At 71.6% G+C, this 25,682-nt stretch carries 18 protein-coding genes; 5 read left to right on the top strand and 13 right to left on the bottom strand.

Going from position 1 to position 25,682, the window contains the following annotated elements; all coding sequences use genetic code 11:
• Positions 1–10 precede the first annotated feature (10 nt).
• The 3 genes from glgX (at position 11) to treZ (ending at position 6,481) form a co-directional block, all read left to right on the top strand.
• Positions 11–2,233: a glycogen debranching protein GlgX gene (gene glgX / locus IFU40_RS16260; RefSeq protein WP_342343547.1), complete on the top strand. Its 2,223-nt coding sequence runs from the start codon at positions 11–13 to the stop codon at positions 2,231–2,233.
• A gap of 5 nt (positions 2,234–2,238) precedes the next feature.
• A complete protein-coding gene (gene treY / locus IFU40_RS16255) occupies positions 2,239–4,644 on the top strand; it encodes a malto-oligosyltrehalose synthase (protein WP_191916412.1) in 2,406 nt (801 codons plus the stop codon).
• Positions 4,645–4,729: 85 nt separating this feature from the next.
• On the top strand, positions 4,730–6,481 hold the full coding sequence (treZ, locus tag IFU40_RS16250) for a malto-oligosyltrehalose trehalohydrolase (RefSeq protein WP_191926985.1): 1,752 nt from the start codon (positions 4,730–4,732) through the stop codon (positions 6,479–6,481).
• Between the two features lie 143 nt (positions 6,482–6,624).
• Here the strand turns inward: treZ and IFU40_RS16245 are convergent, their stop codons facing one another.
• The 9 genes from IFU40_RS16245 to IFU40_RS16205 form a co-directional block, all read right to left on the bottom strand.
• Positions 6,625–7,440, bottom strand: a complete 816-nt coding sequence (locus tag IFU40_RS16245; protein ID WP_191926984.1) for a tryptophan-rich sensory protein — start codon at positions 7,438–7,440, stop codon at positions 6,625–6,627.
• 128 nt (positions 7,441–7,568) lie between these two features.
• Positions 7,569–8,297, bottom strand: a complete 729-nt coding sequence (locus IFU40_RS16240; RefSeq protein ID WP_070408634.1) for a glutamine amidotransferase-related protein — start codon at positions 8,295–8,297, stop codon at positions 7,569–7,571.
• Between the two features lie 91 nt (positions 8,298–8,388).
• Entirely contained in the window at positions 8,389–9,504 is a 1,116-nt protein-coding gene (locus IFU40_RS16235; RefSeq protein ID WP_191926983.1) for an ABC transporter ATP-binding protein, read from the bottom strand.
• Positions 9,501–10,304, bottom strand: coding sequence for an ABC transporter permease subunit (locus IFU40_RS16230; RefSeq protein ID WP_191926982.1), 804 nt, complete (start codon positions 10,302–10,304; stop codon positions 9,501–9,503). Before IFU40_RS16230 ends, IFU40_RS16235 begins: the two co-directional genes overlap by 4 nt.
• Positions 10,301–11,218: an ABC transporter permease gene (locus tag IFU40_RS16225; RefSeq protein WP_070408631.1), complete on the bottom strand. Its 918-nt coding sequence runs from the start codon at positions 11,216–11,218 to the stop codon at positions 10,301–10,303. Before IFU40_RS16225 ends, IFU40_RS16230 begins: the two co-directional genes overlap by 4 nt.
• Complete coding sequence (locus IFU40_RS16220; protein WP_191926981.1) at positions 11,215–12,354, bottom strand: ABC transporter substrate-binding protein; 1,140 nt, start codon at positions 12,352–12,354, stop codon at positions 11,215–11,217. Before IFU40_RS16220 ends, IFU40_RS16225 begins: the two co-directional genes overlap by 4 nt.
• A 157-nt stretch (positions 12,355–12,511) precedes the next feature.
• Positions 12,512–14,506 carry a CocE/NonD family hydrolase gene (locus tag IFU40_RS16215; RefSeq protein ID WP_191926980.1) on the bottom strand — a complete coding sequence of 665 codons (1,995 nt, stop codon included), beginning with the start codon at positions 14,504–14,506 and terminating at the stop codon, positions 12,512–12,514.
• Complete coding sequence (locus IFU40_RS16210) at positions 14,464–16,443, bottom strand: CocE/NonD family hydrolase (protein ID WP_191926979.1); 1,980 nt, start codon at positions 16,441–16,443, stop codon at positions 14,464–14,466. Before IFU40_RS16210 ends, IFU40_RS16215 begins: the two co-directional genes overlap by 43 nt.
• Before the next feature lie 120 nt (positions 16,444–16,563).
• Entirely contained in the window at positions 16,564–17,286 is a 723-nt protein-coding gene (locus IFU40_RS16205) for a LysR family substrate-binding domain-containing protein (RefSeq protein WP_191926978.1), read from the bottom strand.
• Between the two features lie 34 nt (positions 17,287–17,320).
• Here IFU40_RS16205 and IFU40_RS16200 point away from each other — a divergent pair, with 34 nt between their 5' ends.
• A complete protein-coding gene (locus IFU40_RS16200) occupies positions 17,321–17,710 on the top strand; it encodes a DUF1304 domain-containing protein (protein ID WP_191926977.1) in 390 nt (129 codons plus the stop codon).
• A 105-nt stretch (positions 17,711–17,815) separates the two neighbouring features.
• Here the strand turns inward: IFU40_RS16200 and IFU40_RS16195 are convergent, their stop codons facing one another.
• The 4 genes from IFU40_RS16195 to IFU40_RS16180 form a co-directional block, all read right to left on the bottom strand.
• The gene (locus tag IFU40_RS16195; RefSeq protein WP_055833497.1) at positions 17,816–18,223 is read right to left on the bottom strand and encodes a transferase; all 408 of its coding nucleotides are present in this window, start codon (positions 18,221–18,223) and stop codon (positions 17,816–17,818) included.
• Positions 18,224–18,501: 278 nt separating this feature from the next.
• The gene (locus tag IFU40_RS16190) at positions 18,502–19,278 is read right to left on the bottom strand and encodes a DNA-formamidopyrimidine glycosylase family protein (protein ID WP_070408629.1); all 777 of its coding nucleotides are present in this window, start codon (positions 19,276–19,278) and stop codon (positions 18,502–18,504) included.
• 167 nt (positions 19,279–19,445) lie between these two features.
• Entirely contained in the window at positions 19,446–24,134 is a 4,689-nt protein-coding gene (locus tag IFU40_RS16185; protein ID WP_191926976.1) for an ATP-dependent helicase, read from the bottom strand.
• A 128-nt stretch (positions 24,135–24,262) separates the two neighbouring features.
• On the bottom strand, positions 24,263–24,931 hold the full coding sequence (locus tag IFU40_RS16180) for an alpha/beta hydrolase (protein WP_191926975.1): 669 nt from the start codon (positions 24,929–24,931) through the stop codon (positions 24,263–24,265).
• Between the two features lie 85 nt (positions 24,932–25,016).
• On the opposite strand from IFU40_RS16180, the gene IFU40_RS16175 reads away from it, so the two are divergent.
• Positions 25,017–25,631, top strand: a complete 615-nt coding sequence (locus tag IFU40_RS16175; protein ID WP_191926974.1) for an NUDIX hydrolase family protein — start codon at positions 25,017–25,019, stop codon at positions 25,629–25,631.
• The last annotated feature ends 51 nt before the right edge of the window (positions 25,632–25,682 follow it).

Genomic DNA, 25,682 nt, shown 5'->3' with positions numbered 1-25,682 from the left:
CTGGTCTATCGTGAGCGACGTGCAGCAGGTATGGCCAGGATCCAGTTATCCCCTCGGGGCCACTTACGACGGTAACGGGACGAACTTCGCCCTGTTCAGTGAAGGAGCGGAGCGCGTCGAGCTCTGCTTCTTCGAAGAAGACGGAACGGAGACGCGCTTCGAGCTCGTGGACGTCGACGCGTTCGTGTGGCACGGCTACCTCCCCAACATCCAGCCCGGACAGCGGTACGGCTACCGCGTGCACGGGGAGTACGACCCGGCCAGCGGCAAGCGCTACAACGCGAGCAAGCTCCTGCTCGACCCGTACGCCAAAGCCGTCGAGGGGCAGATCGACTGGGGCCAGCCGGTCTTCAGCTACGAGTTCGGCGACCCCGACTCGTTCAACGACGAGGACTCCGCCCCGCACATGATGAAGGGCGTGGTCGTCAACCCGTTCTTCGACTGGTCGGGCGATCGCCAGCCCAAGATCCCGTACGCCGAGAGCTTCATCTACGAGGCCCACGTGCGCGGTCTCACCCAGCTGCACCCCGACGTGCCCGAGGAACTGCGCGGCACCTACGCCGGCATCGCCCACCCGGCCGTCATCGACCACCTGAAGAAGCTCGGCATCACCGCCATCGAGCTCATGCCGGTGCACCAGTTCGTCAACGACTCCACTCTGGAAGAGAAGGGTCTGTCGAACTACTGGGGCTACAACACCATCGCGTTCCTCGCTCCGCAGAACACCTACTCCTCGACCGGTGACCACGGTCAGCAGGTGCAGGAGTTCAAGGCCATGGTCAAGGCACTGCACGCGGCGGGCATCGAGGTCATCCTCGACGTGGTCTACAACCACACCGCCGAGGGCAACCACATGGGCCCCACCCTCTCGATGCGCGGCATCGACAACGAGGCCTACTACCGCCTCGAAGACGACGACAAGCGCTACTACACCGACTACACCGGCACCGGCAACAGCATGAACGTGGGCAACCCCCACACGCTGCAGCTGATCATGGACTCGCTGCGCTACTGGGTACTCGAGATGCACGTCGACGGCTTCCGCTTCGACCTCGCCTCGACCCTCGCTCGCGAGTTCTACGAGGTCGACAAGCTCGCCACCTTCTTCGAGCTCGTGCAGCAGGATCCGGTGGTCTCGCAGGTCAAGCTGATCGCCGAGCCGTGGGACGTGGGCCCCGGCGGGTACCAGGTCGGGAACTTCCCGCCCCAGTGGACCGAGTGGAACGGCAAGTACCGCGACACCGTCCGCGACTTCTGGCGCGGCGAGCCGCAGGCCCTCGCGGAGTTCGCCTCGCGCCTCACCGGTTCGGCCGACCTGTACGAGCACTCCGGTCGGTTCCCGGTGGCGTCCATCAACTTCGTCACCGCGCACGACGGCTTCACGCTCCGCGACCTCGTGTCGTACAACGAGAAGCACAACGACGCCAACGGCGAAGACAACAACGACGGCGAATCGCACAACCGCTCGAGCAACATGGGTGTCGAGGGGTCGACCGACGACCCCGATGTGTTGAAGCGTCGCGCGCAGCAGCAGCGCAACTTCATCGCGACGCTTCTGCTGAGCCAGGGTGTGCCCATGCTGCTGCACGGCGACGAGCTCGGTCGCACGCAGGGCGGCAACAACAACGGGTACGCCCAGGACAACGAGATCACGTGGGTGGACTGGTCGAACATCGACACCCCGCTCATCGAGTTCACCGCCGCCCTCGCGCGTCTGCGTAAGCAGCACCCCACCTTCCGACGCAGCCGGTTCTTCGACGGCCGCCCCGTGAAGATGGAGGAAGGCGCTCCCATCCCCGACGTGGTGTGGCTGCGTCCTGACGGCTCACTCATGCAGCCCGAGGACTGGGACAACGGCTTCGGGCTCGCGGTCGGCGTGTTCCTCAACGGCCAGGGGATCCGCGAGCGCGACCGTCGCGGCGAGTCGATCAGCGACGACCACTTCCTCGTGCTCTTCAACGCGGGTGACGACAAAGTCGACTTCCAGCTTCCCGACTTCGAGTACGCCCCCAAGTGGGACGCCTACGTCGACACGGCGGGCGAGCGGGCCAACACCGAGCCGCTGAGCCCCGGCGAGACGCTGCCGCTGGAGCCCAAGTCGCTCATGGTGCTGCGCGAGCACCACCTTCCCGAGCCCGAGATCGACCACTCGGTCGCGGCCTCGCTCACGGCGCAGATCCAGGTCATCGGCAACGACGACCTGCCAGGTCAAGCACCCAAGCCGGAGCTGTGAGCGAGATGCGGCATCCGCTTTCGACCTACCGCCTGCAGATCCGCGAATCGTTCACCCTCGACGACGCCGCCGAGGTCACGGGATACCTCCGTGACCTCGGGGTCTCGTGGGCGTACCTCTCGCCGATCCTCGAGGCCACCCCCGGCTCCGACCACGGCTACGACGTCGTCGACGTCACGCGCGTCGATCCCGCCCGCGGAGGCGCGGAGGGTCTCGACCGCTTCGCCGCCGCGGCGCGCGCTGAGGGGCTCGGCATCCTGATCGACATCGTGCCCAACCACATGGGCGTCTCGGAGCCGCGCTCGAACGCCTGGTGGTGGGACGTGCTGCGTCAGGGGCGCGCCTCGGCGCACGCGACCGCCTTCGACATCGACTGGGAGTTCGGTGGCGGCAAGGTGCGCGTGCCGGTGCTCGGCGACCACCTCGACGCGGTCATCGACGAGATCTCGTACGACCCCACACCGGCCGACGACGCACCCGACGGGCTCATCCGGTACTACGACCACGCCTTCCCGGTCGCACCGGGAACGGGGACGGATGCCGCGGCCTCGGGCTCGCGCGATGCCATCGAGGCGCTGCTCGACGCGCAGAACTTCGAGCTGCGGTTCTGGCAGGACGAGGCGGCCGAACTCAACTACCGCCGTTTCTTCGCCGTCACGACCCTCGCGGGCGTGCGCGTCGAACGGCCCGAGGTGTTCCAGGCGACCCACGCCGAGATCCTCCGCTGGGTGCGCGAGGGCCTCGCCGACGGCCTGCGCGTGGACCACCCCGACGGTCTCGTCGACCCGGGCGGTTACCTCGACCAGCTCGCGACCGCTCTCACCGAGGCCGGCGGCCCGGATGCCGGGTACGTGCTCGTGGAGAAGATCCTCGAGCACGGCGAAGCCCTGCCCTCGTGGTGGAAGACGGCCGGGACCACCGGATACGACGCCCTCGCCGAGATCGACCGCGTGCTCACCGACCCCGCCGGAGAGGCGGCGCTCGACGCGCTCGACGCGCGACTGCGCGCCGCCAGCGATCTCGCACCGCTGACCGGCTGGCACGACCTCATCCACGACACCAAGCGCAAGATCGCCGACTCCATCCAGGTGTCGGAGATCCGCCGGATCGTGCGCGGCCTTCCCGCGTCGCTCCGCGAGGAGTTCGAGGTCGAGGTGCTGCAGGACGCCCTGGCCGAGATCCTCGCGTGCTTCCCGACCTACCGCTCGTACCTCCCCGCCGGTCGCGCGCACCTCGACGCCGCCGCGGGCGAGGCCGAGGTGCGTCGCCCCGAGCTGGGGGACGTGATCGAGAAGCTCGTGCCCGCGCTCGCCGACACCGCGCTCGAGATCGCCTGGCGTTTCCAGCAGACCACCGGGCCCGTGATGGCGAAGGGCGTCGAAGACACGGCGTTCTACCGCTTCACGCGTCTCGGCTCGCTCACCGAGGTGGGCGGCGACCCCGGGCAGTTCTCGCTCGACGTCGACGGCTTCCACGCGGCGCAGGCCGCGCGGCACGCCTCGTGGCCGACCGCGATGACGACGCTCTCGACCCACGACACCAAGCGCGGCGAGGACACGCGTGCCCGCATCGCGGTGCTCGCCGAGATCCCCGAGCGCTGGGCCGAGGTGCTCGAGGAGTTCCGCGGCATCGCCTCGACCGGGCACGGGCCCTTCGATGCCCTGCTGTGGCAGGCCATCGTCGGAGCGTGGCCCGCCACGGCGTCCACGCGTCACGGGCTGTCGGAGTACCGCGAGCGTTTGCACGCGTACGCCGAGAAGGCCGCGCGCGAGGCGTCGGAGGTCACCGGCTGGTGGGAGCAGGACGAGGCCTTCGAGGAGCGCATGCACGCCGTGGTCGACGCGGCCACCGGTCGCGCTGCCGACCGCGTGCGCGCGTTCGTCGACGAGATCTCGGCCGCGGGCTGGTCGAACGGCCTCTCGGCCAAGCTGCTGCAGCTCCTCGGCGCGGGTGTGCCCGACGTGTACCAGGGCTCGGAGTTGTGGGAGCAGTCGCTCGTCGACCCCGACAACCGCCGCGCGGTGGACTTCGCCGAGCGTCGCCGACTGCTCGCCTCGATCGACGCCGAGGGTGCCGCAAGCCCCGCGGTCGATGAGACGGGCGCGGCCAAGCTGCTCGTGACCTCGCGCGCCCTGCGCGTGCGGCGCGAGAAGCCCCTCGACGTGTACCGGGCGCTCGAGGCTGCGGGAGTGGCATCCGATCACGTCGTCGCCCTGGACCGCGGCGGAGTGTTCGCCGTGGCGACCCGTCTGCCGTGGGGCCTGGCCGAGCGCGGAGGCTGGGGCGACACCGTGTTGCTGCTGCCCGAAACGCCGGTCACCGACGTGCTGACCGGCCGCGAGTTCCCCGGCGGCCCCACCCCTCTGTCGGCCCTGCTCGCGACGTACCCCGTCGCCCTCCTGGTCTGCTGACCTTGCGCGTGAGGCGCCGAGAATCGTCGCCTTACGCGCCCCCGAAGCGACACTTCTTGGCACCTCACGCGTAAGGAACGACCTCATGAGCATTGCCGTCTGGGCACCGAAGAGCACGCGGGTGCGGCTGCGCCGGCTCGACGACAGCGGCGACACCGTCGTCGAAGACATCGAGATGGCGGCCGGTGACGGCGGCTGGTGGACGGCTTCGACGCGCCTCGCCGACGGCGAACGCTACGGGTTCGTGCTGGGCGACGGCGACGACCTGCGTCCCGACCCGCGCTCGCGCCGCCAGCCCGGCGGCGTGCACGAGGCCTCGGCATGGTTCGACCCGTCGGTCTACACGTGGAACGACACCGCCTGGACGGGCAAGCAGCTCGCGGGCGGTCTGATCTACGAGCTGCACCTGGGAACCTTCACCCCCGAGGGGACCCTGGATGCCGCGATCGGCCGCCTCGAGCACCTCGTCGACCTGGGGGTGACCCACGTCGAGCTGCTGCCGGTCAACGGCTTCAACGGCACCTGGAACTGGGGATACGACGGGGTGCTCTGGTACACCGTGCACGAGGCCTACGGCGGACCCGAGGCGTACCAGCGCTTCGTCGACGCGGCCCACGCGGCGGGGCTCGCCGTCATCCAGGACGTCGTCTACAACCACCTCGGCCCCTCGGGCAACTACCTGCCCGAGTTCGGCGAGTACCTGCGCGAGGGCAGCCGTAACACGTGGGGAGACTCGGTCAACCTCGACGAAGACGCGGTCCGCTCCTACATCGTCGAGAACGCCCTGATGTGGATGAGCGACTACCACGTCGACGGCCTGCGCCTGGATGCCGTGCACGCGCTGCTCGATCACCGCCCGGTGCACGTGCTGCAGGAGATCGCCGAGCGCACCGACGCCCTGTCGGCGCACCGCGGTCTGCCGCTCACGACCATCGCCGAGAGCGACATGAACGACCCGAAGCTGATCCTGCCGCGCGAGGCCGGGGGCTACGGCCTCACCGCGCAGTGGTCGGACGACTGGCACCACACCGCGCACGTCGCGCTGACCGGCGAGACCATCGGGTACTACGAGGACTTCGCGGCGCTCGACGCGTTCGAGAAGGTCTCGGAGGGCGGCTTCTTCCACGACGGCAGCTACTCCACTTTCCGCGAGGAGAAGCACGGACACCCCATTCCGGATGCCGTGCCCAACTGGCGCCTGGTCACCTTCGCCCAGGACCACGACCAGATCGGCAACCGGGCCGCCGGTGACCGGCTGTCGCAGTCGCTGCCCTACGACCGCCTCGCGGCGGCCGCCGTGCTGACGCTGACGGCGCCCGGCACGCCGATGCTGTTCATGGGCGAGGAGTGGGGCGCGACCACGCCGTGGCAGTTCTTCACTTCGCACCCCGAGCCCGAGCTCGGAAAGGCCACCGCCGAGGGGCGCATCGCCGAGTTCGAGAAGATGGGCTGGGACGAATCCACCGTCCCCGACCCGCAGGACCCGTCGACCTTCGAGAACTCGAAGCTCGACTGGGACGAGGTCGGCGAGGGCGATCACGCGCAGCTGCTGGGCCTGTACCGCGAGCTGGCGAAACTGCGCCGCGAGCGCCCCGAGCTCACCGACCCCTCCCGCGAGGGACTGTCGGCGTCGACCCGCGAGGCGTCGGGCGGTCGCGTCTACGAGCTGCGGCGCCACGACCTCTCGGTGATCGTGAACCTGTCCGAGGTCGAGATCACGGCATCCGTGGCCCGCGAGGCCCGCGTGCTGCTCGCGACGACCGAGGGCGTGGTGCTCGACCGCGACACGCTGACGGTGCCCGCGGGAGCCAGCGCGATCGTCGCCCCCGCGCGGTAAGACGCGACGACGGCCCCATCCCCGCGCGGGATGGGGCCGTCGTCGTGCGCGGCTCAGACCTCGAGCGAGCTGCGGCCCGTGTGCCCGGGCGGGAGGCCGAAGCGATCCCCGACAAGGCGCACCGCCCGCCCGCGGCCGCGGTGTCAGTCGATGCTCGGACGCAGCAGTCGCATGCCGCTCACGGCCACCGGCACCAGCAGCACGACGACGGCCACGATGATCGCCGTGATGCCGATCGGCGTGCTCTGCGGGGAGCCCGAGAAGCGCTCGACCGCGAGCCAGCCGAGACCCCAGGCCAGGGCCAGGGCCGGGGCCACGCGCCAGGAGCTGCGCCACGCGATGGCGAGCCCGATGAGGGCCACCACGATCAGAACGGTGATGCCGATGGCATCCGCCCCCTGCTCCCAGCTCGGCGGGACCACGGTGGTGAGCCAGGCGGCCGTGTTCGCGGCGGTGGCGAGAGTGACCCAGCCCAGGTGAAGGCCCGTGACGCCGTCGATCAGCACGGAATCGACCACTCCGCCGCGGGGCTCGCGCGTGGCGACGGCCACGCGGAAGGTCCACCCGAGGGCGGCGAGCAGCAGCACGATCACGACGACCGTGAGGAACAGCGTGCCGAAGCGCGCGGTGACCAGCCACAGCCCGTTCAGCGTCATGGTGAGGGCGATGAGCCAGCCGAGCGCCCGCTGGCGCGGATTCGCGCGCTGGCGGGGGAGGGCCTGCCAGATCGCGTAGACGATCAGTCCGAGGTAGATGAGCGACCAGATCGAGAAGGCGGGGCCGGCGGGGGCGAGATACGAACCGTCGGTGTCGAGTGCGCCGCCCTGCTGGTCCTCGACGGCGGAGTTGCCGAAGGCCCCGGCTCCGATGACCGCCGCGATGAGCATGAACGACAGCGCGGAGAGGACGACGATCTGGCGTGCGAGGTCGACCCCGCGTGATGGTGTGGAGGCGTTCATGTCTAGAAGACTAGATAAGCTAGCGAGTTTTATGCATCGGGCTTGACATCACGGCATCCGGTATCGACGCGGGGCGGCACGGCTCGACCGCGCGGAACGGGATGCCGAGGAGCTCGGGTGCGGCCGGGTCAGGCCGAGACGACGCGGGCGGCGAAAGAACGCAGAAGCCGGGTGGGCTGCTCGACCGAGGCGGTGCGCACGTGCGCCGAGACCTCGTCGAAGGCGTCGGCGTCGAAATAGCCCGCATCGCGGTAAACGACCATGCGCGCCACGAAAGCGTCGGCCGTGGGCTCGGGGTGGAACTGCGTCGCCCACAGCCCCGCGCCCGCGCGGTAGGCCTGCACGGGGCAGGCGTCGTTCTCGGCGAGCAGAGTGGCGGTGGGCGGCACGCTCGCGGTTCCCTCTTTGTGAGCGGTCAACGCCTCGAACCGCGGACTCAGGATGCCGAAGAGCTCGTCGTCGCGACCGGCCGCGGTCAGGGTGATGTCGGTCGGTCCGGTGCCCTCGGGGTGCATCAGCGTGACCTCCCCGCCGAGCAGGCGCGTGACCACTCCGATGCCGAAGCAGGTGAACAGCGCGTTCGTGCGCCCCTCGATCGCCGTCGCGGCCAGACGCTCGAGGTCGCGTTCGAGGCGGCGCTGCGCGTCGGTCTTGTCGGGGTCGGTGACGTTGAAGGGGCTGCCGCCCACGACCACGGCAGCGAAGCGGTCGAGGTCGTCGGGCAGGGGATGACGCACCAGGTCGTGGTGGATGAGGTCGTCGTCGCCGACGCCCAGGCCGTCGCGGAACGACGCCCACTCGGCCACAGCCGCCGTGCGCTGCGGCCGGGCGCAGACGTAGAGCAGGCGTGCGGTCATCCCGAAATTGTATGCGGGTGAGTGCGCGGCGGGCAGGCCCTGGACATACGGCGACACGCGGTCGCGGTGCCCGAGTCGTGCGGCGCGCGCGTCAGCCGCCGGCCGGCGACGTGACGGGTCGGGTCAGTGCGGGCACCGCGTCGACCCGGATCCGCACGCGGTCGCCGGGCGTGAGACGCACCTCGGCGGGGTGCTGCACGTGCACGCCCGTCCCGTCGTCCACGCGTAGCATCGAGCGCCGCATGCTCCCGAGGAACGTGCTGGATTCCACGACCGCGTCGACGCCGGAGTCGCCGGGCGACACCACGCGCACGTTCTCGGGGCGCACGAACACCTCGCACGGGCCGTCGGGGGCGGGGGCGAGCAGCGGCAGCCGCTGACCCCAGACCGACACCGTCCCCGCGGAGACGATCCCGGGCACCACGCTCGACGCTCCCACGAACGCCGCGACCTCGGCGCCGGCGGGCCGCGAGTAGAGGTCTTCGGGGCTCCCCACCTGCAGGATGCGACCGGCGCCCATCACGGCGACCCGGTCCGACACCGCCAGGGCCTCCTCCTGGTCGTGCGTGACGAAGACGGTCGTGGTGCCCAACCGCAGCTGGATGCGCCGGATCTCGTCGCGCAGCTGCACCCGCACCTTGGCGTCGAGGGCCGAGAGGGGCTCGTCGAGCAGCAGCACGCGCGGCTCGGTCACCAGAGCGCGGGCGAGGGCCACGCGCTGCTGCTGACCGCCCGAGAGTTGGTGGGCGTATCGATCGCCGAGGTGGCCGAGCCCGACGAGGTCGAGGGCATCGCCCGCGCGCCGGCGGGCCTCGGTCGCGCCGACCCCGCGGCGGCGCAGTCCGAACGCCGTGTTGTCGAGCACCCGCAGGTGCGGGAACAGGGAGTACGACTGGAACACCATGCCGATGTCGCGCTTGTTCGTGGGTACGCGCGACACGTCGCGCCCGCCGATGCGCACCTCGCCGCCGTCGGCGTGCTCGAGTCCCGCGAGCACGCGCAACGCCGTGGTCTTGCCGCAGCCCGAGGGCCCGAGCAGCGAGACGAACTCCCCGGGGGCGACGTCGAGGTCGACGCCGTGCAGCACGCGAGTGGATCCGTACTCCTTGACGACGCCGCGCAGCTCGACCCCCGCGCGGGTGCCGGTGGCGAGGGTGCTCGCGGCGGTGTCGGGGAGCGCCCGGATGGGGGTGTCGGCGGCGGTCATGTGGTCTTCCTTCCGGCGCCGATGCGTCCGACGCGGCCGATGACGAGGAGCAGCACGAACGCGAACGCCAGTGCGAGCAGGGTGAAGATGGCGGCGACCCAGCCGTCTTGCTTGTTGACGACCACGAGGGCCGTCTGCAGGGTTTGACGGTTCAGCAGCGAGGCGATCGTGAACTCGCCCAGCACCACCGCCACCGAGATGAGCGCGGCGGCGAGCAGGCCCTGCCGCAGGTTCGGCACGATCACGCGCAGCAGCACGGAACCCCAGCCGGCGCCGAGGGTGCGCGCGGCCTCGGCGAGGGTCGTGACGTCGATGGCGTCGATCGAGGCCTGGATCGAGCGGTAGGCGAAGGGGAGCACGAGGATGCCGTACGCGAAAGCGAGCGTCCAGGCCCCGGTCCCGAGCGTGCGACCGATCTGCAGATAGATGGGGGTCAGCCCCACCACGAGCACGATCGCGGGCAGCGAGATCGGCAGCAGGGCGACGAACTCGAAGACGCGTCGCAGGCGCGGGAACGCGAGCGCCACCAGCACCATGGTCGGGGTGAACAGCCCCACCACCAGCAGCACGGTCACCCCCGCGAGGAGCAGGGAGTTGCCGAGGCCCGTCCAGACGGGGCGGTACTTGGCGGCGTTGGCGGGGTCGAACAGGCCGGCCCACCGGTCGAGAGAGAGGCCCGAGCCGCCCGGCAGCGGGGTCAGGGTGAAGAGCACCGTGGCCACGAAGGGGACGGCGAACACCACGCCGACGACGAGGCCGATGATCACGCGCACCGCGCGCGGGGGAGCGAGGGGGGTCACGACTGCCACCTCGCCGCGCGACGCTGGACGAGCGAGTACAACGCCATGGCGATGGCCACGACCACGATCATGCCGAGCGCGAGGGCGCCCGCGAGGTTCTCGCGCCCGAGGACCGTCTCGCTGGTCAACGCGGTGCGGATCTGCAGCGGGACGATCTGCGACCCCTGGCTGGCGAGGGCGGCGGCGGTCGCGTACGACGAGAAGGCGTTGGCGAACAGCAGCAGCAGGCTCGCCAGGAACGAGGGGGCGAGCACCGGCATCCCCACGTGCCGCCAGAAGCCGGCGCGGGTTCCGCCGAGGGTCAGGTGCGCCTCCACCCACTGCGGCTTCAGCGCGGCGAGGGCGGGCATGAACGTGATGATCATGAGCGGCACCTGGAAGATGAGGTAGGCCAGCGCGACGCCCGGCAGGTCGTACAGCCACACGCCGTTCTCGTAGAACGCGATGCCGGTCAGCTGCCGCACGAACACCGTCACCACTCCCTGCGCCCCGATCGCGGCGATGAGCACGAAGGCGAGCATGACGCCGCCGAACTGGGCGAGGACTCCGGATGCCGCGTCGACGGCCGTGCGGATCGCCCCCGTCTCGGGAAGCCCCAGCAGGGCCAGGCACACCAGCGCTCCCACGATCGCCCCCACGATCGCGGTGACGAGCGACAGCGCCGTGGAGTTGACGAAGGTCGTCACCACCAGCGGGTCGCCCAGAGCGGCGAGGTTGGCGAGGGTGAACGCCCCGTCGCCGTCGACGAACCCCGACGCCACGGCGAGCACCGTGGGCAGGGCCAGGAACAGCGCGACATAGGCGACGAAGGGGAGCAGCCCCAGCCAGGCCCAGCTGCGGCGCGCCGCACCCCGCGGCGCCGGAGCGGAGGGCTCCGGCGCCGCGGGGGCGACGACCTGGTGAAGGACCGTCACTGCAGCGCCGTCGCCCACTTCTGCCCGAGCGTCTCACCGGCGGCCGTGGACTGCGCCTCGGTGGGCACGACGGTGTCGTCGGGGGCGGCGGGCAGGGCTGCGGCGAGCGTCGCGTCGATCGTGCCGGCCGAGGTCATGGCCTCCATGCGGGCCGGACGCGCGCCGCCCTTGAGCCACAGGTTCTGCACGTCGTCGCTGTACAGGAACTCCTGCCACAGACGTGCTGCGGCCGGGTTCGGCGCATCTTTGTTGATGGCCTGGTTGTAGTAGCCGGCGTAACCGGTGCCGGGGAGCACGACGGTCTTCCAGGTGGGAACGGCCGAGGCCTGGGCGGCGTTGAGGTAGTCCCAGTCGAAGACGACCGGGGTCTCGCCGCTGGCGATGGTGGCGTCGGTCGGGTCGACCTTGAGGAAGTTCCCGGCGGCGTTGAGCTGGCCGAAGAAGTCGATGCCGGGCGTGAAGTCGTCGAGCGTTCCCTTCTGCTGAACCGTCGCCAGGCCCACGGCCGCGAAGGCCGAGCCCGCCTGCGTCGGGTCGCCGTTGATGGCCACGGCGCCCTTGTAGGCCGGCTTGAGCAGGTCGCTCAGCTGGCTGGGCGCGGGGAAGCGGGCGGAGTCGTAGCCGACCGACATGTACCCGCCGTAGTCGCCGACGAACAGGCCCGAGCTCTCTTTCAGCGCGTCGGGGATCTCATCGAAGGTCGCGACCTTGTAGGCGGCGAAGGAGTCGGTGTTCTGCAGGGCGACGGCGAGACCGAGGTCGAAGACGTCGGGGGCGGTGTCGAGGCCCTGGTTGGCCGTTGCCGCCTGGATCTCCTCGGCGCTGGACACGTCGGGCGACTGCTCGTTGATCGTGATCTCGGGGTACCGCTCGGCGAACAGGTCGAGGATCTCGCCGTAGTTGGCCCACGTGCGCGGCAGCGCGATGACGTTGAGCTGGCCCTCGGCCTTCGCGGCCGCCTCGAGGTCGGTGAGGGTTCCGAAATCGGCGAGGCTCGTGGCCGTGGCGGCGTCGACGCCACCCTCGGCGGAGGAGGCGGAGCTGCCGCCGGCGCACCCGGCGAGCGACAGAGCCGCGACCGTGACGAGGGCGATACCGGCGATGGACCGGCCGGGGGAAAGGCGCGGGAATGACATGGATTTCCTCTCGTGTCTCTCGGGGGATCGACGGGGACGCCGATACGAGACGGAGGAAAGCTATGGGCGCCCCGTGACCATTCGGAGCGGGACGGGTGAACTCGGCTCATCCGCCGTCGAAACGGATGGGGGACGAGGCGAGGGCGTGGGGCGGTGCTCAGCGGGAGGAACGCGTCGCGCGACGGCGCACCAGCGCGGCGCCCAGTGCGAGGGCGGCGATCGCCCCGAGCGCGGCCGCCGACGAGAGCTCCCCACCGGAGCGGGCGAGTTCCCCGCCCGTGGCCGCCGTGGGGGAGGGGACAGGGTCCGCCAGCGAGAAGCTCGGTGCGACCGCGCCGATCGCCACCGGCCACCGGGCGTCCGCGAGGTAGGCGTCGAGGAAGGGCGCCCGTTCCCCGGCGGTCGGCACATCGGCCGACGTGCCCTGCGCGTGCAGGGTCAGGGTGCCGCCGTCGATCGTGACGGTGCTGTCGCGCGGGGAGGGCCGCCAGAGGAGGGAGTCCGTCGTCCCCACCGTCAGCAGCGCGGCGTGCCCCGGGGACAGCGTCCAGTCGATGGCGCGAAGGGTCACGAATGTCGTGCCGCCGGCATCCACCGGGGTGAGGGTCTCATCGATGAGGGTCGGGATGCCGTCGGCGCCGACGTCCCACAGCCGCACGTGCGCCGCGCCCTCGCCGCGGGTGTGGAGCACCACCGCGGCGCTGCCGGTCAGGCGCGTCTCCTCGGCGACGGGGACCGACAGCGTCTGCGAGGCGCCGAGGGTCTCGGCGGTTCGCGGCGCCGTTCCGAAGAACGACCCGTCGCCGTCGTCGCCGTCGGGCAGGGCGCCGGCGCCCTCGCCCGTGTCGACGTACTGCGCGGGGGAGAGGGCGGACGTGACCTCGCGCGTCGCCCCGGGCCACTCCGCCTGGGTCCGCCAGCGTCCGAGGTTGTCCAGCAGGGCGAACGACGGCGCGGGACCCTGCTCGTCGCGAAGGTGGGCGTCGAAGAACGCGCGCACCTCGCCGAACCAGTCGGCGCGCCCCATCTGCAGGCGACCGGCGGAGTCGACGTCGTTTCCGGCGACGTGGTCCCACGGCCCCGCCCAGGCCGACACCGGCCCTTCCAGGCCGTCGATGACGTCGACCAGTCCGTCGGCGCGGGTGTTGCGCTCGGTCCAGCCCTGGGTGAACAGCAGCGGCACCGTCGACCCCTCCGCCCGGCTCGCGAGATCGCGCGCGGCCCACTCGGGTGACGTGCGCTCGGCGACGAGGGTGTCGGAGAGCAGTGACGTCGCGCACTCGGGGTGACGTTTCTCGTAGGCGGCGTTGTCGCGGTAGCGGTCGGTGTCGGGCGGGATGACGAGGTCGTCGACGTGTCCCGGGGTCGCGATGCCGGGAAGGGCGGCCATCTGCAGGTACGCCTCGGGCGTGGCCCGGTTGTTCTCGGTCGGGATGCCGTTCTCCCACAGGTACGAGTACGGATCCCACACCGGTTCCTGACTGACGACGGCGGCGAGGCCGGCGGGACGCGCAGCCACACCCATCAGGCCCGTCATCGCGTCGTAGGACTTCCCGTACATCCCGACCCTGCCCGTCGACCAGGCGGCGCTCGCCGCCCACTCGACGGCCGCCGTCACGTCGGCCTGCTCACCCGGACCGGCGAAGTCGAGGCACCCGGTGCTGCCGCCGAAACCGCGCAGGTCGACGAAGACCACCGTGTACCCGGCGGCCAAGAGGTCGCCCTGATCGATGAGCGCTCGATGGCGCTGCGTCGGACCGGTGAAGGGCCGGTGCTCGTCGCTGGCGGCGCCGCTGTGCGAGAAGTAGGGACCGATCGAGAGGATGACGGGGGTGCGCGCATCCGGAGGCAGGTGCGCCGGCCGCAGCACGTCGGCGTGCAGCTCGACGGGGTCGCCGTCGGTGGAGGCGGCGGGCGAGGGCAGGTACTGCTCGGTCCACACGGCCCCCTCGGGGACGGAGGGGTTCTGCGCGTGCGTGATGCCGGAGGCCACGTCCGGGCTCTTCTCGGGCGACGGAGCGGCCGCCGCGGCCGCCGATGCCCCGCTCGGGCCGACGAGGCTCGTCGCCAGCGCGAATGCCGCGGCGGCGAGAACCGCTCGACGACGGGTCACGCCGTTGGTTCCGGCCGCGCGGGCGAACGTCGTCGCCACAGGGCGACCGCCGCGCCGGCCCCGATCGCGAGGGCGCCGGCCAGGGCCGCGGCCGACGCGGGAGAGTGGCCGGAATGCGCGAGCTCGGCGGGCGCGGGCGCGGACTCTTCCAGGCTGAAGGTGGCGGGGACCGACGCGACGGACAGGGCGAAGCGGGCCTGGTCGAGGTAGACGTCGAGGTACGGGGCTCTCTCGCCCGCGCTGGGCACGTCGTCGTTCGTGCCCTGCACGCGCAGGTTCAGCGCGCCGCCGTCGATGAAGACCTCCTGGTTCGAGGGGGTCGGCGACCAGGCGTAGGAGTTCGTCGTGTCCACGCTCAGCAGCAGCGCGTGACCGGGGGTGAGCGTCCAGTCCAGGGGTGGAAGGGTCAGCGCCGTCGTCCCCGTGGGCGAGGCGAGGGTGACGCCGTCATCGATGAGGGTCGGGACGCCGTCGGCGTCGACGTCCCACAACCGCACGTAGACGGTGCCGGTGCCGCGCGTCTGCAATTCGACCGGTACCGCACCCGTCAGTCGCGTCTCGCGGGTGACGGGCGTCGACAGCGTCAGCGCCGTGCCCAGCTCGGGTTCGAGCGGCGGCGCCTCGACCGCGGCACCGCCCGTGTCGGGCCCGGCGCCCACGGAGTCGTCGAGGTAGCGGCCCGGTTGCACGGCCGCGGTGACGGCACGGGCGGTTCCCGGCCACGAATCCTGCACACGCCAGCGGCCGAGGTTGTCCTGGATCGCGAACGAGGCGGGGGGCGCCGCGGCATCGCGCAGGTGGGCGTCGAAGAAGGCCCGCACCTCCGCGGCCCAGCCGGGGCGGCCCATCGCGAGTCGCCCCTGAGCGTCGACGTCGTCGCCGGTCACGTGGGCCCACGGCCCGATCCACGCCTGGACCGGACCTTCGATCGCATCGAGGAACTCCGTCATCCGGTAGGGGCGCGTGTTCGGCTCGATCGTCCCCTGCGTGAGGAACAGCGGGACGTCCGACCCCCGTGCCGGCCCGACCAGGTCGCGCTCGCGCCAGACGGGTGCCTGCGGATCGGGCTCGAGCGTCTCGGCGTACAGGCGTTCCGCGCACTCGGGGTGGTCCACCTCGTAGACCGCATTCGCACGGTAGCGCTCCGTGTCGGGCGGAATGACGACCTCGTCGACGGTGCCGGTGCGGTCCACGCCGGGGAGGGCCGCCGTGCGGATGTCCGCGCGCAGGGTGCCGCGGTTGTTGATCGTGGGCACCTCGTTCGACCACAGGTACGAATACGCATCCCACGAGGGTTCCTGGGCCACCACCGCGCTCAGCCCCCGGGGACGTTCCCCCATCGCGACCAGACCCGTCGAGGCGTCATAGGACTTGCCGTACATTCCGACGCGGCCGCTCGACCAGGCAGCGGATGCCGCCCACTCGACCACGGCTTTCACGTCGGCCCGCTCGTCGGAACCCAGGTGGTCGAGGCACCCGGTGCTGCCGCCGAAGCCGCGCAGGTCGGCGAGCACCACCGTGTACCCCGCAGCGAACAGGTCGGCGGCGTCGATGAAGGCGCGGTGACGAAGGCTCGGACCCGCGAAGGGCACGTGCTCGTCGGCGGTCTGCCCGGAGTGGGAGAAGTACGGACCCATCGACAGCACGACCGGTGTCCGTGCGGCGGAGGGAAGGTGCGCGGGTCGCAGCACGTCGGCGTGCAGCTCGACCGCACCGCCGTCGAGCGAGGGTGACGGCGCGGGGATGTAGTGCTCGGTCCACACGGCCCCCTCGGGGACGGAGGGGTTCTGCGCGTGCGTGACGCCGGAGGCCACGTCCGAGGCGGAGGTCGTCGTCGTCGGCGCCGCCGGGGCGATGGATGCCGCGGGTGTCGGCGCGATGTCGAGGTCGGGGGTCGCCGCGGACGCACCGCCCGCCCAGAGCAGCGCCATCACGACGCTCGAGGTGACGATGAGTCCGGCCGTTCGACCCCGCATTTCCCACTCCCTTTTTCCCCCGCAGGTTACCGCGCGGCGGACGCGGGACGATCACGGGAGATGTCGGGCGCGAGGGCTCGATGCGTCTCGAGCGGATGCGAGACCGCGAGCGGCCTCGGCTCAGCGGGAGGAACGCGCCGTGCGGCCCCGCACGACGCCCACGAACGCCTCGACATCGGGCGTCGTGTTCTCCCGCAGCCAGGCCAGCGCGACCGTGGACACGGGTCCGTCCCGCAGGACCCGGTACTCCACGTCGCGACGACGGTGCGCGCGAGCGAGGGACATCGGCACGATCACCACACCCACGCCGGTGGCGACGGTGGCGATCGCCTGGGCGGTGTCGCCCGGGGGCGCGAACGCGGGGGGCACGGCATCCGGGACGATGACGTGCAAGACGTCATCGGCCGCGGCGATCACCACCTGCCCCGCGAGGTCGGCCAGTGCGAGCTCGTCGGCGGCGGTGAGCTCGGAATCCGTGGACATCACCACGACCGGCTGCTCCTCGTAGAGCTCGATAACGTGCAGGTCCTCGAATGCCGCCAGAGGCAGGCGCACCAGGGCGGCATCGAGGTCGTCGATGGCCGCGCGCTGATGCTCGACCGTGATCTCTCGAAGCTCCAGCGAGACGTGGGGCATGCGTTCACGCCACAGATCGATCCACTTGCCGGGCGTCGCGCCGGGGACGGCGCCCAGGACGAAGGTGCGCGGCTCCTCCCGAGGGGGCGGGGTCGGGCGGGCGACGCTCTTCTTCGCGGGTCGTGCGCGGCCCGCGGCGACGGGACGGGCGGGTCCGCCGCGCCGGGGCGCGCCGCCGCGTCCCCGAGAGCCCTTGCCGTTCACCATGACTCCAGGCTAGCCGCGGGAGTAACGTGAGAGCATGATCGGCATCCTGGCGCTCGTCGTCGCGGGACTCGCGGCCCTGCTGCACGTGTACATCTTCGTGCTCGAGAGCGTGCGCTGGACGAACCCCCGTACGCGGAAGGTCTTCGGCATTCCCGACCAGCAGACCGCCGAGATCACGAAGTCGATGGCCTACAACCAGGGCTTCTACAACCTGTTCCTGGCGATCGGCGCGATCATCGGGATCATCGTCTGGGTCGTCAGCGGAATCGGCGACCCGGTCGGACGCACCCTGCTGGCCTTCTCGCTCGCCTCGATGCTGGCCGCGGCCCTGGTGCTCGTGAGCACGGGCCGCAAAAACCTGCGCCCCGCGGTGATGCAGGGCACCCTGCCTCTCATCGGGCTCGTGCTGACGTTCCTCGCCTGAGCTCTCGCCCGCACGGAGCCGACGGCGGCCGCGCCTGTCGGACACACGAAAACCCGCACGCTCCGAAGAGTCGTGCGGGTCGTGGATGCCGATGAAACGGCGGAGTCAGGCGGCCAGGCGCAGCCCCCGACGGTCGGTGGCGACGGCTTCGCCGTCGTTGATGATCTCGTCGTCGCCGATCAGCGAGCCGGTGGCGATGCGGGCGTTGTGGCCCACCTGCGTTCGCACGCCGATGTGAGCACCCGCGCCGATCACCGCGCCCGCGCAGATGTGCGCGTGCGGCTCGATGTGCGCCTCGGGTCCGATGACGGCGTCGGACTCGATCCAGACCCCGCGACCGACGCGAACGCCCGCGGCGATCTGCACGCCGGGTTCGACGTAGGCACCGTTCTCGACCAGCGCCGACGGGTGGACCTTCGCGCCGTGCGCGACGAGTCCGCGACCGTTGACGTGCTTGCGGTAACGCAGCGTCTCGCCATGGTCGTTTTCGATGTCGATGTAGTTCTTACCCACGATCCCCTCCGGACGGCTATCGGGTCAGCCGACATGTATGACAACGGGTGCAGAATCGGCTTCATTCCCTCGAATGCTTCTTCGTCGCCCGTGCCATGATCGGTTTGCTCGACGTCGAGAGAAAGTGCGGCACGGTTCCCGGCGTCGGTGTCTTCCCCCGTTCTCCCACGGGGAAGCGAAAGGCGAGGGCGGGTTGACACGCGGGGCGTGCGGGTGGGGTGACGTGGCGTCGGCGTGCGCGGGTCGGTCCGCTCCGCTGCGTCACGCGGCGGGACACCTCACCCGGGCTGGCAGGTGGGGCACCAGTACACGTTTCGCTCGCTGGTGGACGAGGCGCCGAGGCTCGTGGCGCGGATGGGCGTGCCGCAGCGCCGGCACGGGGCTCCGTCGCGGCCATAGACCCAGAACCGTCGCCCGGGGCGACTGTCTCCGGTGAAGGTGCGTTCGGGGCGGGGGAGGTTGGCGCGGATCATGCGCTCGCCGAGGGCGATGGTGGCCTGCACGTCGATCTCGTTCGCCGGGGTGGTCGGCGCGATTCCGCGTACGAAGAGCAACTCGTTCGCGTAGACGTTGCCGAACCCCGCGACGTTGCGCTGGTCGAGGAGTGCGACATGTGCGGCGCGATCGTCGGCCGCGACGCGGCGGACGGCCTCTGCCTCGTCCCAGTCATCGGCCAGCAGGTCGGGTCCGAGATGCCCGATCACGGTGTGCTCGTCGACCGTGCGGAGGACCTCGACCATCGCGAGGTCGAAGCCCACGGCATCCGCCCCGCTCACCCCGACGATCGCGCGTGCCTTGAAGGCTTGACGTCGCCACCGTTCGCCGGGGCGGTAGACGTCCCACCGGCCCTCCATCTTGAGGTGGGAGTGCAGCGTGTAGCCGCCGATGCGGTGCAGCAGGTGCTTGCCGCGCGCGGCGACCTCGTGCACGGTCTCACCGCGCAGATCGGCGGTCGCGCTGCCGGGCACGCGGATGTCGAACCGCGTGACGACCTTGCCGGTCAGGGCCGCCGACAGCTTCGCGGCGGCGCGGTAGACGGTGTCGCCCTCAGGCACGGTGCGCTCCCGGGTCGTGGGGCGTGGAGGGGTTCGCCCGGGTCTGGGTCTGGGCCGAGGACGCCACGGCGTCGGTCGCGCCGGATCCGCGTTCGGGCCGGCGCGGCCGGACGAACGGCGCGGGCGACGTCGGTGTGGGGGCGGTGCGGGTCACCGGCCCGCCGCGCTCACGCACGAGCGGCCTCGCGAATGGCGTCGCCGGCGGTGAGTTTGCGCAGGGTCAGCCCCTTCGGGGACTCGACGAAACCCGCTTCGCGGAGCGCGCGTCCGACCGCGGTGCCGTACACGAACTCGCCGTTGACCTGCTCGACCGTGAGGGTCTCGAGGCGACGTCTCTTCGCCGTCTCGGCGAGGTCACGTGTCGCGGCCTGCAGCTGCGCCTCGTCGTCGGTGAAAGCCAGCGCGCTGCGGCCGCCACGCTCGAGGTACAGCGTCAGGTCGCCGTCGACGAGCACGACGAGTCCGCCGGCCTTGCGTCCGGGGCGGTGCGTGACGCCCTCGATCGACGGCCACCCGAGGGCCGCACCGTAGGGATTGGCCGGGTCGGTGGCGGCGAGGGTGATCGCGCGTCGCGGTGGGGGGTCGGCGACCGCCGCGAACTCGCGCAGACGGTCGACGGTGGCGGAGGCGGCGAACTGCGCCGCCCCGAGCTTCTCGATGACGTACCCGCGGCGGCAGTGTCCCGCCTCTTCGAAGCCCGCCAGGATGCGGTACACCTGCGCGAAACCGCCGGGGACCCCCTCGGATTGCACCGCCCCTCGCGTGACGACGCCGTACCGATCGAGCAGCAGGCTGGCGGTGGCGGTGGCCCGGGCGGCGGGGTCCGGCTCGCGTTCGGGGAGCAGCGACCATCGGCCGCCCAGCGACGGCGGGCGAGGAGCCGAGGTTGCGCGCGGCATCGTCGCGCCCCGGTACATGCGTGCGCGCGGAGCCCGACGGGCGACGCGGTGGGACTGCCCGCCGCCGCTCAACAGGGTGCGCACCGGCGCGAAGGTGTCGTTCGTGACGCGTCCCGCCCAGGTGAGAGCCCACAGGGCGTCGTTCACCGACTGCTCGTTCTCGGCGCCGGCCAACTGCCTGAGCTGGGCAGCGAAGTACGCGCCCCCGCCGTCGAGAGCGCCGAGGATCCGCGCCTCCAACGAATCGGGCGCCGGATCGTCGGCGTCATCCGGGTCTTGACGCGTGAAGGGGGCGGCCTCCGCCGGGTGCAGGGCGATCCAGCCGTCGCGGCCGGGCAGGGTGCCATGTCCCGACCAGACGACCTCGCCCGTCGCGGTCAGCTCGTCGAGCAGGGCGGGGGAGTAGTCGGCGACGCGCGACGGCAGCACCAAGGATTCCCACGCGCTCGCGGGGAGGGGAACACCCGCGAGTTGCTCGATCACCGCGAGCACGCCGTCGATGCCCTCGAGCGGGCGACCGAGGTGCTGCCAGACCGGCAGGAACCGCGCGTAGGCGGCGGGAGGGACGGGTTCCACGCTGCCGCGGATCGCCGCCAGCGAGCGCATGCGCAACCGGCGCAGCACTTCGACGTCGCACCACTCGGTGGCGTCGCCGCGGTTCCCGCCCGACGCCTCGGGAAGGAAGAAGCCGCTCGCGAGGCGCCCCTGCGACTCGAGGCGCTGCAGCGTCAGTCGCGCGACCGCGATCCCCACGCCGAGGCGAGCGGCCACCGCGTCGGTGGTGAACGGCGCGTGCGTGCGCGCGTATCGGGCGACCAGGTCGCCGAGCGGGTCGGCAAGGGGCTCGAGGAAGGCGTTCGGGATGCCGACGGGAAGCGCGGCGCCCAGCGCGTCGCGCAGACGCCCGGCGTCTTCGATACCGGCGACCCGGGCGATGCCCGCGATCGTCAGGCGGATCGCGCGGCGGTCGTCGACGAGGGTCGCGAGGTGGCGTTCCGCCTCGGCCAGGGCGTCGGTCTCGGCGTCCAGTCGCGCGGCCACCTCGCTTGCGTCGAGCGGGCCGAGGATGCGCAGCAGGTCGGCGACGCCCTCGACGCCTTTCGCGCGACGGTCCGGGTCGAGCCGCTGGGCCTCGCGCTCGAACTGGGCGATCACGTCGGGGTCGAGGAGCTCGCGCATCTCGACCTTGCCGAGCAACTCGCTCAGCAGAGCAGGGTCGACCGACAGCGCGGCGGCGCGGCGCTCGGCGAGGGGCGAATCGCCCTCGTACATGAACGCCCCGACGTACCCGAAGAGCAGATCGCGGGCGTACGGCGAGGGCTGCGAGGTCGTGATCTCGACGAGGCGGATGCGCCGTTCGCCGATCTGCCGGGTCAGGCGCAGCAGCGCGGGAAGGTCGTAGACGTCTTGCAGCACCTCGCGGAGCGTCTCGAGGATGATCGGGAAAGCCGGGTGGCGCTTCGCGACCTCGAGCAGCTGAGCCGAGCGTTGGCGCTGCTGCCACAGGGGGGAGCGACGGTTCGGATTCAGTCGGGGCAGGAGCAGGGCGCGTGCCGCGCACTCGCGGAAGCGCGAGGCGAACAGCGACGAGCCGCCCACTTCGTCGGTGACGATCTGCTCGAGCTCGTCGGGCTCGAAGACGAAGAGGTCGGCCCCGGGCGGTTCGGCGGCGGCATCCGGAACCCTCGCGATGATGCCGTCATCGCTCGCGACGGCGGCCCCCTCGACGCCCAGGCGCTCGCGGATGCGGGCGTTCACCGCGAGGGCCCACGGGGAGTGCACCTGCATGCCGTACGGGGAATGCAGGATGATGCGCCAGTCGCCGACCTCGTCGCGGCTGCGCTCGACGGTGAGCGTGCGGTCGGTGGGCAGGCTGCCGGTGGCTTCGCGCTGTTCGGCCAGGTAGGCGAGCAGGTTGGAGATGGCGTTGTCGTCGAGACCGGATTCGCGCAGGCGCTTCTCGGCCTTGGACCGGTCGCCCCCCGCCAGCTCTCTCGAGAAGGCGCCGAGTGCCTCACCCAGCTCGGCGGGGCGGCCGATGCCATCGCCGTGCCAGAAGGGCAGCTTGCCCGGTTGGCCGAAGGCGGGTACGACGTTCACCCGGTCGTGCGTGATCTCGACGATGCGCCAGCTGGTCGTGCCCAGGGTGAAGACGTCGTTGACGCGCGACTCGTAGACCATCTCTTCGTCGAGCTCGCCCACGCGGGCGTTCTGCGACTCGCCCGCGACGAAGACTCCGAAGAGGCCGCGGTCGGGGATCGTGCCGCCGCTGGTGACCGCCACCCGCTGCGCGCCCGGCCGACCGGTGAGCGTGCCCGCGTCGCGGTCCCACACCAGGCGTGGGCGCAGCTCGGCGAACTCGTCGGACGGATACCGCCCGGCCAGCAGGTCGAGGGTGGCCTCGTACGCCGAGCGGGGGAGGGATCGGAACGGCGCGCTGCGCTTGACGGTCTCGAACCACTCCTCGACGTCGATCGAGCCGAGGGCGGAGGCGGCCACCGTCTGCTGAGCGAGGATGTCGAGCGGGTTCTGCGGCACCGAGATGGCCTCGATGCGCCCCGCCAGCATGCGCTCGGTCACGACGGCCGTGTGCAGCACGTCGCTGCGGTGCTTGGGGAACAGTGCCGCGCGGCTCACCTCGCCCACCTGGTGGCCCGCGCGTCCGACGCGCTGCAGCCCGGAGGCCGCGCTCGGGGGCGACTCCACCTGGATGACGAGGTCGACCGCGCCCATGTCGATGCCGAGCTCGAGGCTGCTGGTCGCGACGACGCAGCGCAGGACGCCCGACTTCAGTTCGTCTTCGACCTGGGCGCGCTGCTCCTTCGAGACTGAGCCGTGGTGGGCCTTCGCGAGGATCGCGGCGACGCCCGCCGACGAGCCGGCCTGCGCCATTTGCGCCGCCGGCACGGTCGGATCGGGCACCTCGATGCCGACCCGCTCGGCGTAGATCTCGTTCAAGCGCCCGGTGAGCCGCTCGGCCAGGCGGCGGGAGTTCGAGAAGACGATGGTCGATCGCCGCTCGAGGATCCGGTCGACGATGGCCTCTTCGACGTGCGGCCAGACCGACCCGGCCATCTCGGTACTCTCGGGGCGATCCGAGAACCACTCGCCGTCGGCGGCCTCGTCGGGGGCGGGGCTGCCCGGCGGCGGAGGCGGGTTGAGCATGTCTTCGATGGGCACGACGACCGACAGGTCGAACGCCTTGGTGGCTTTGGGGGCCACGATGTCGACCGGCTGAGCACCGCCGAGGAACCGCGCGACCTCGTCGATGGGTCGAACGGTCGCCGACAGGCCGATCCGCTGCGCGGGCTTGTCGAGCAGCGCGTCGAGGCGCTCGAGACTCACGGCCAGGTGGGCGCCGCGCTTGGTCGCGGCCACCGCGTGCACCTCGTCGATGATGACCGTGTGCACGCCGCGCAGGGTCTCTGCCGCCTGGCTGGTCAGCATGAGGTACAACGACTCGGGGGTCGTGATGAGGATGTCGGGCGGGGCGGTGACGAGCTTGCGGCGGTCGCTGGAGCTCGTGTCTCCGGAGCGCACGCCCACCGTGACGGACGGCACCTCGATGCCCAGCCGGCGGGCGGACTGACCGATGCCGACGAGCGGGGAGCGGAGGTTGCGCTCGACGTCGACGCCGAGCGCCTTCAGCGGCGAGATGTAGAGGACGCGGGTGGTGGTCGGTGGGGTCTTCGCGAGGGTGGTCTTCGCGGCGCCGCGCGGACGACGCGGCGGGGGAGCGGCCTCGGGCCCGTCGGGAGCCTTTTCGCGGAAGATGCGGTCGATCGCGAAGAGGAACGCCGAGAGCGTCTTGCCCGAGCCGGTGGGGGCGACCACGAGCGCGTTGCGCCCCGACGACACGGACTCCCACGCGCCCTTCTGCGCGTTGGTCGGAGCGGGGAACGCACCGCGGAACCAGTCCCGCGTGGCGGGCCCGAATCTGTCGAGTACGTCAGCCATGCCGCCATCCTCTCTCGGACCTCCGACATCGGGTCGGGGTTGACGTTCGCCCGTCGCGGAACGGCCGCTGCCCTCGGGTGTCCGTCCCGTGCTTCGCGGCCTCTCGACCGAACGATCGACCCCTGTCGTCACCCCTCGGTCGGGGTGCCCCCCTCGGCCAGACGCGCCTCGAGGAACGCGCGCACGTCGTCGAGTTCGTCCTGCGAGACCGAGTGGGTCAGCCCGGGGTAGACGCGACCGCTCAGCTCGCTGTGGGCCGGCAACCACTGGGCCGTCACGTCGACGAGGTGCGCGGGGATGACGTCGTCGCGCGAACCGCGTCCCCAGAACACGGGCGGTCGCCGCTCGGCCAGCACGGCGTCGCCCGGCAGCTCGCCGGCGGCGGCGTACCCGGCCAGCACGACGGTGAAGGCCACCGCGTCGGGGTCGACGCGCAGGGTCTGCACCGCGACGGCGCCGCCCTGCGAGAACCCCAGCAAACCGACCGGCCGCGGCCCGACCTCTTCGCGGATCCAGGACAGCAGCCCCTCGGCGGCGCGCGTGATCGCGACGGGGTCGCGGCCGTCGAGACCCTCGATCGGGTACCACGACGCCCCGGGGGTGGGCCACGGCGGGGTGAGCGGCGCGCGCACGCTGGCCATCACGAAGTCGGCGGGCAGGTGCGGCACGAGCCCGAAGAGGTCGTGCTCGTCGGACGCGTAGCCGTGCAGCAGCAGGAGCACCGGCCGATCGCCGCGTTCCTCCGGCGGCGCGGACCAGCGCACGAGGGTGGAGTCGAGGGGAGGATGGGTGCTCATGCGGCCCATTGTCGCAAAGGCCTCCGACATCCGCTGTGGGCGAAGACACGCGGCATCCGGGGCGGACGGTTGATATACAGGGATCATGCCCGTACGCACCCCCGACCCCGATTCCGGCGACAACGGCGACGAGAACGAATCGTTGTCGGCGTCCTTCTCGGGCGCCCCGGGGGGCCCGAACCCCAACCCGGGGTGGTTGAGCGAGGTGGAGCTGGCCGAGGCCCGCCGCCGCCTGCCGATGCTGTACGTCGAGGCGCTCCCCGTGCGCACCGACGGCATGGGGGCCGTCACCCAGGTCGGCATCCTGCTGCGGGCGACGCCTCTCGGCGAGATGACCCGCACGCTCGTGTCGGGGCGCGTGCGCTACGGCGAGACCGTGCGCGACGCACTGTTCCGCCACCTCGAGAACGACCTCGGCCCCATGGCCTTTCCCTCCCTGCCCCCGTCGCCGACGCCGTTCACCGTCGCCGAGTTCTTCCCGATCCCAGGCGTCAGCGCGTTCCACGACGATCGCCAGCACGCCGTCGCGCTCGCCTTCGTGGTCCCCGTCACGGGAACATGCGAACCGCGTCAGGACGCCCTCGAAGTGACGTGGCTGTCGCCGCAGGAAGCGGCATCCGAGGCCCTCTCCGACGAGATGGAGGGCGGGCGGGGCACGCTCATCCGCCTGGCGCTCGCCTCGGTCGGCGCGCTGCGCTGATCCCCTCGCGGATGCCGTTCCGCGGCCTGGCGGCGGTGGCGTCGGTCCTCG

This window comes from Microbacterium sp. CFBP 13617, from assembly GCF_014839445.1.
Classification (GTDB): Bacteria; Actinomycetota; Actinomycetes; order Actinomycetales; family Microbacteriaceae; genus Microbacterium.
This window is presented reverse-complemented; position numbering and strand designations above follow the sequence as displayed.

What these genes read in the sequence shown, in the direction of transcription:
- IFU40_RS16240 (WP_070408634.1), bottom strand. Translation starts at nt 8,297, where the DNA reads ATGACCGCACGCCTGCTCTACGTCTGCGCCCGGCCGCAGCGCACGGCG.
- IFU40_RS16235 (WP_191926983.1), bottom strand. Translation starts at nt 9,504, where the DNA reads ATGACCGCCGCCGACACCCCCATCCGGGCGCTCCCCGACACCGCCGCG.
- IFU40_RS16210 (WP_191926979.1), bottom strand. Translation starts at nt 16,443, where the DNA reads ATGCGGGGTCGAACGGCCGGACTCATCGTCACCTCGAGCGTCGTGATG.
- IFU40_RS16185 (WP_191926976.1), bottom strand. Translation starts at nt 24,134, where the DNA reads ATGGCTGACGTACTCGACAGATTCGGGCCCGCCACGCGGGACTGGTTC.
- treZ (WP_191926985.1), top strand. Translation starts at nt 4,730, where the DNA reads ATGAGCATTGCCGTCTGGGCACCGAAGAGCACGCGGGTGCGGCTGCGC.
- IFU40_RS16220 (WP_191926981.1), bottom strand. Translation starts at nt 12,354, where the DNA reads ATGTCATTCCCGCGCCTTTCCCCCGGCCGGTCCATCGCCGGTATCGCC.
- IFU40_RS16245 (WP_191926984.1), bottom strand. Translation starts at nt 7,440, where the DNA reads ATGAACGCCTCCACACCATCACGCGGGGTCGACCTCGCACGCCAGATC.
- IFU40_RS16205 (WP_191926978.1), bottom strand. Translation starts at nt 17,286, where the DNA reads ATGGTGAACGGCAAGGGCTCTCGGGGACGCGGCGGCGCGCCCCGGCGC.
- IFU40_RS16175 (WP_191926974.1), top strand. Translation starts at nt 25,017, where the DNA reads ATGCCCGTACGCACCCCCGACCCCGATTCCGGCGACAACGGCGACGAG.
- IFU40_RS16200 (WP_191926977.1), top strand. Translation starts at nt 17,321, where the DNA reads ATGATCGGCATCCTGGCGCTCGTCGTCGCGGGACTCGCGGCCCTGCTG.
- treY (WP_191916412.1), top strand. Translation starts at nt 2,239, where the DNA reads ATGCGGCATCCGCTTTCGACCTACCGCCTGCAGATCCGCGAATCGTTC.
- IFU40_RS16180 (WP_191926975.1), bottom strand. Translation starts at nt 24,931, where the DNA reads ATGAGCACCCATCCTCCCCTCGACTCCACCCTCGTGCGCTGGTCCGCG.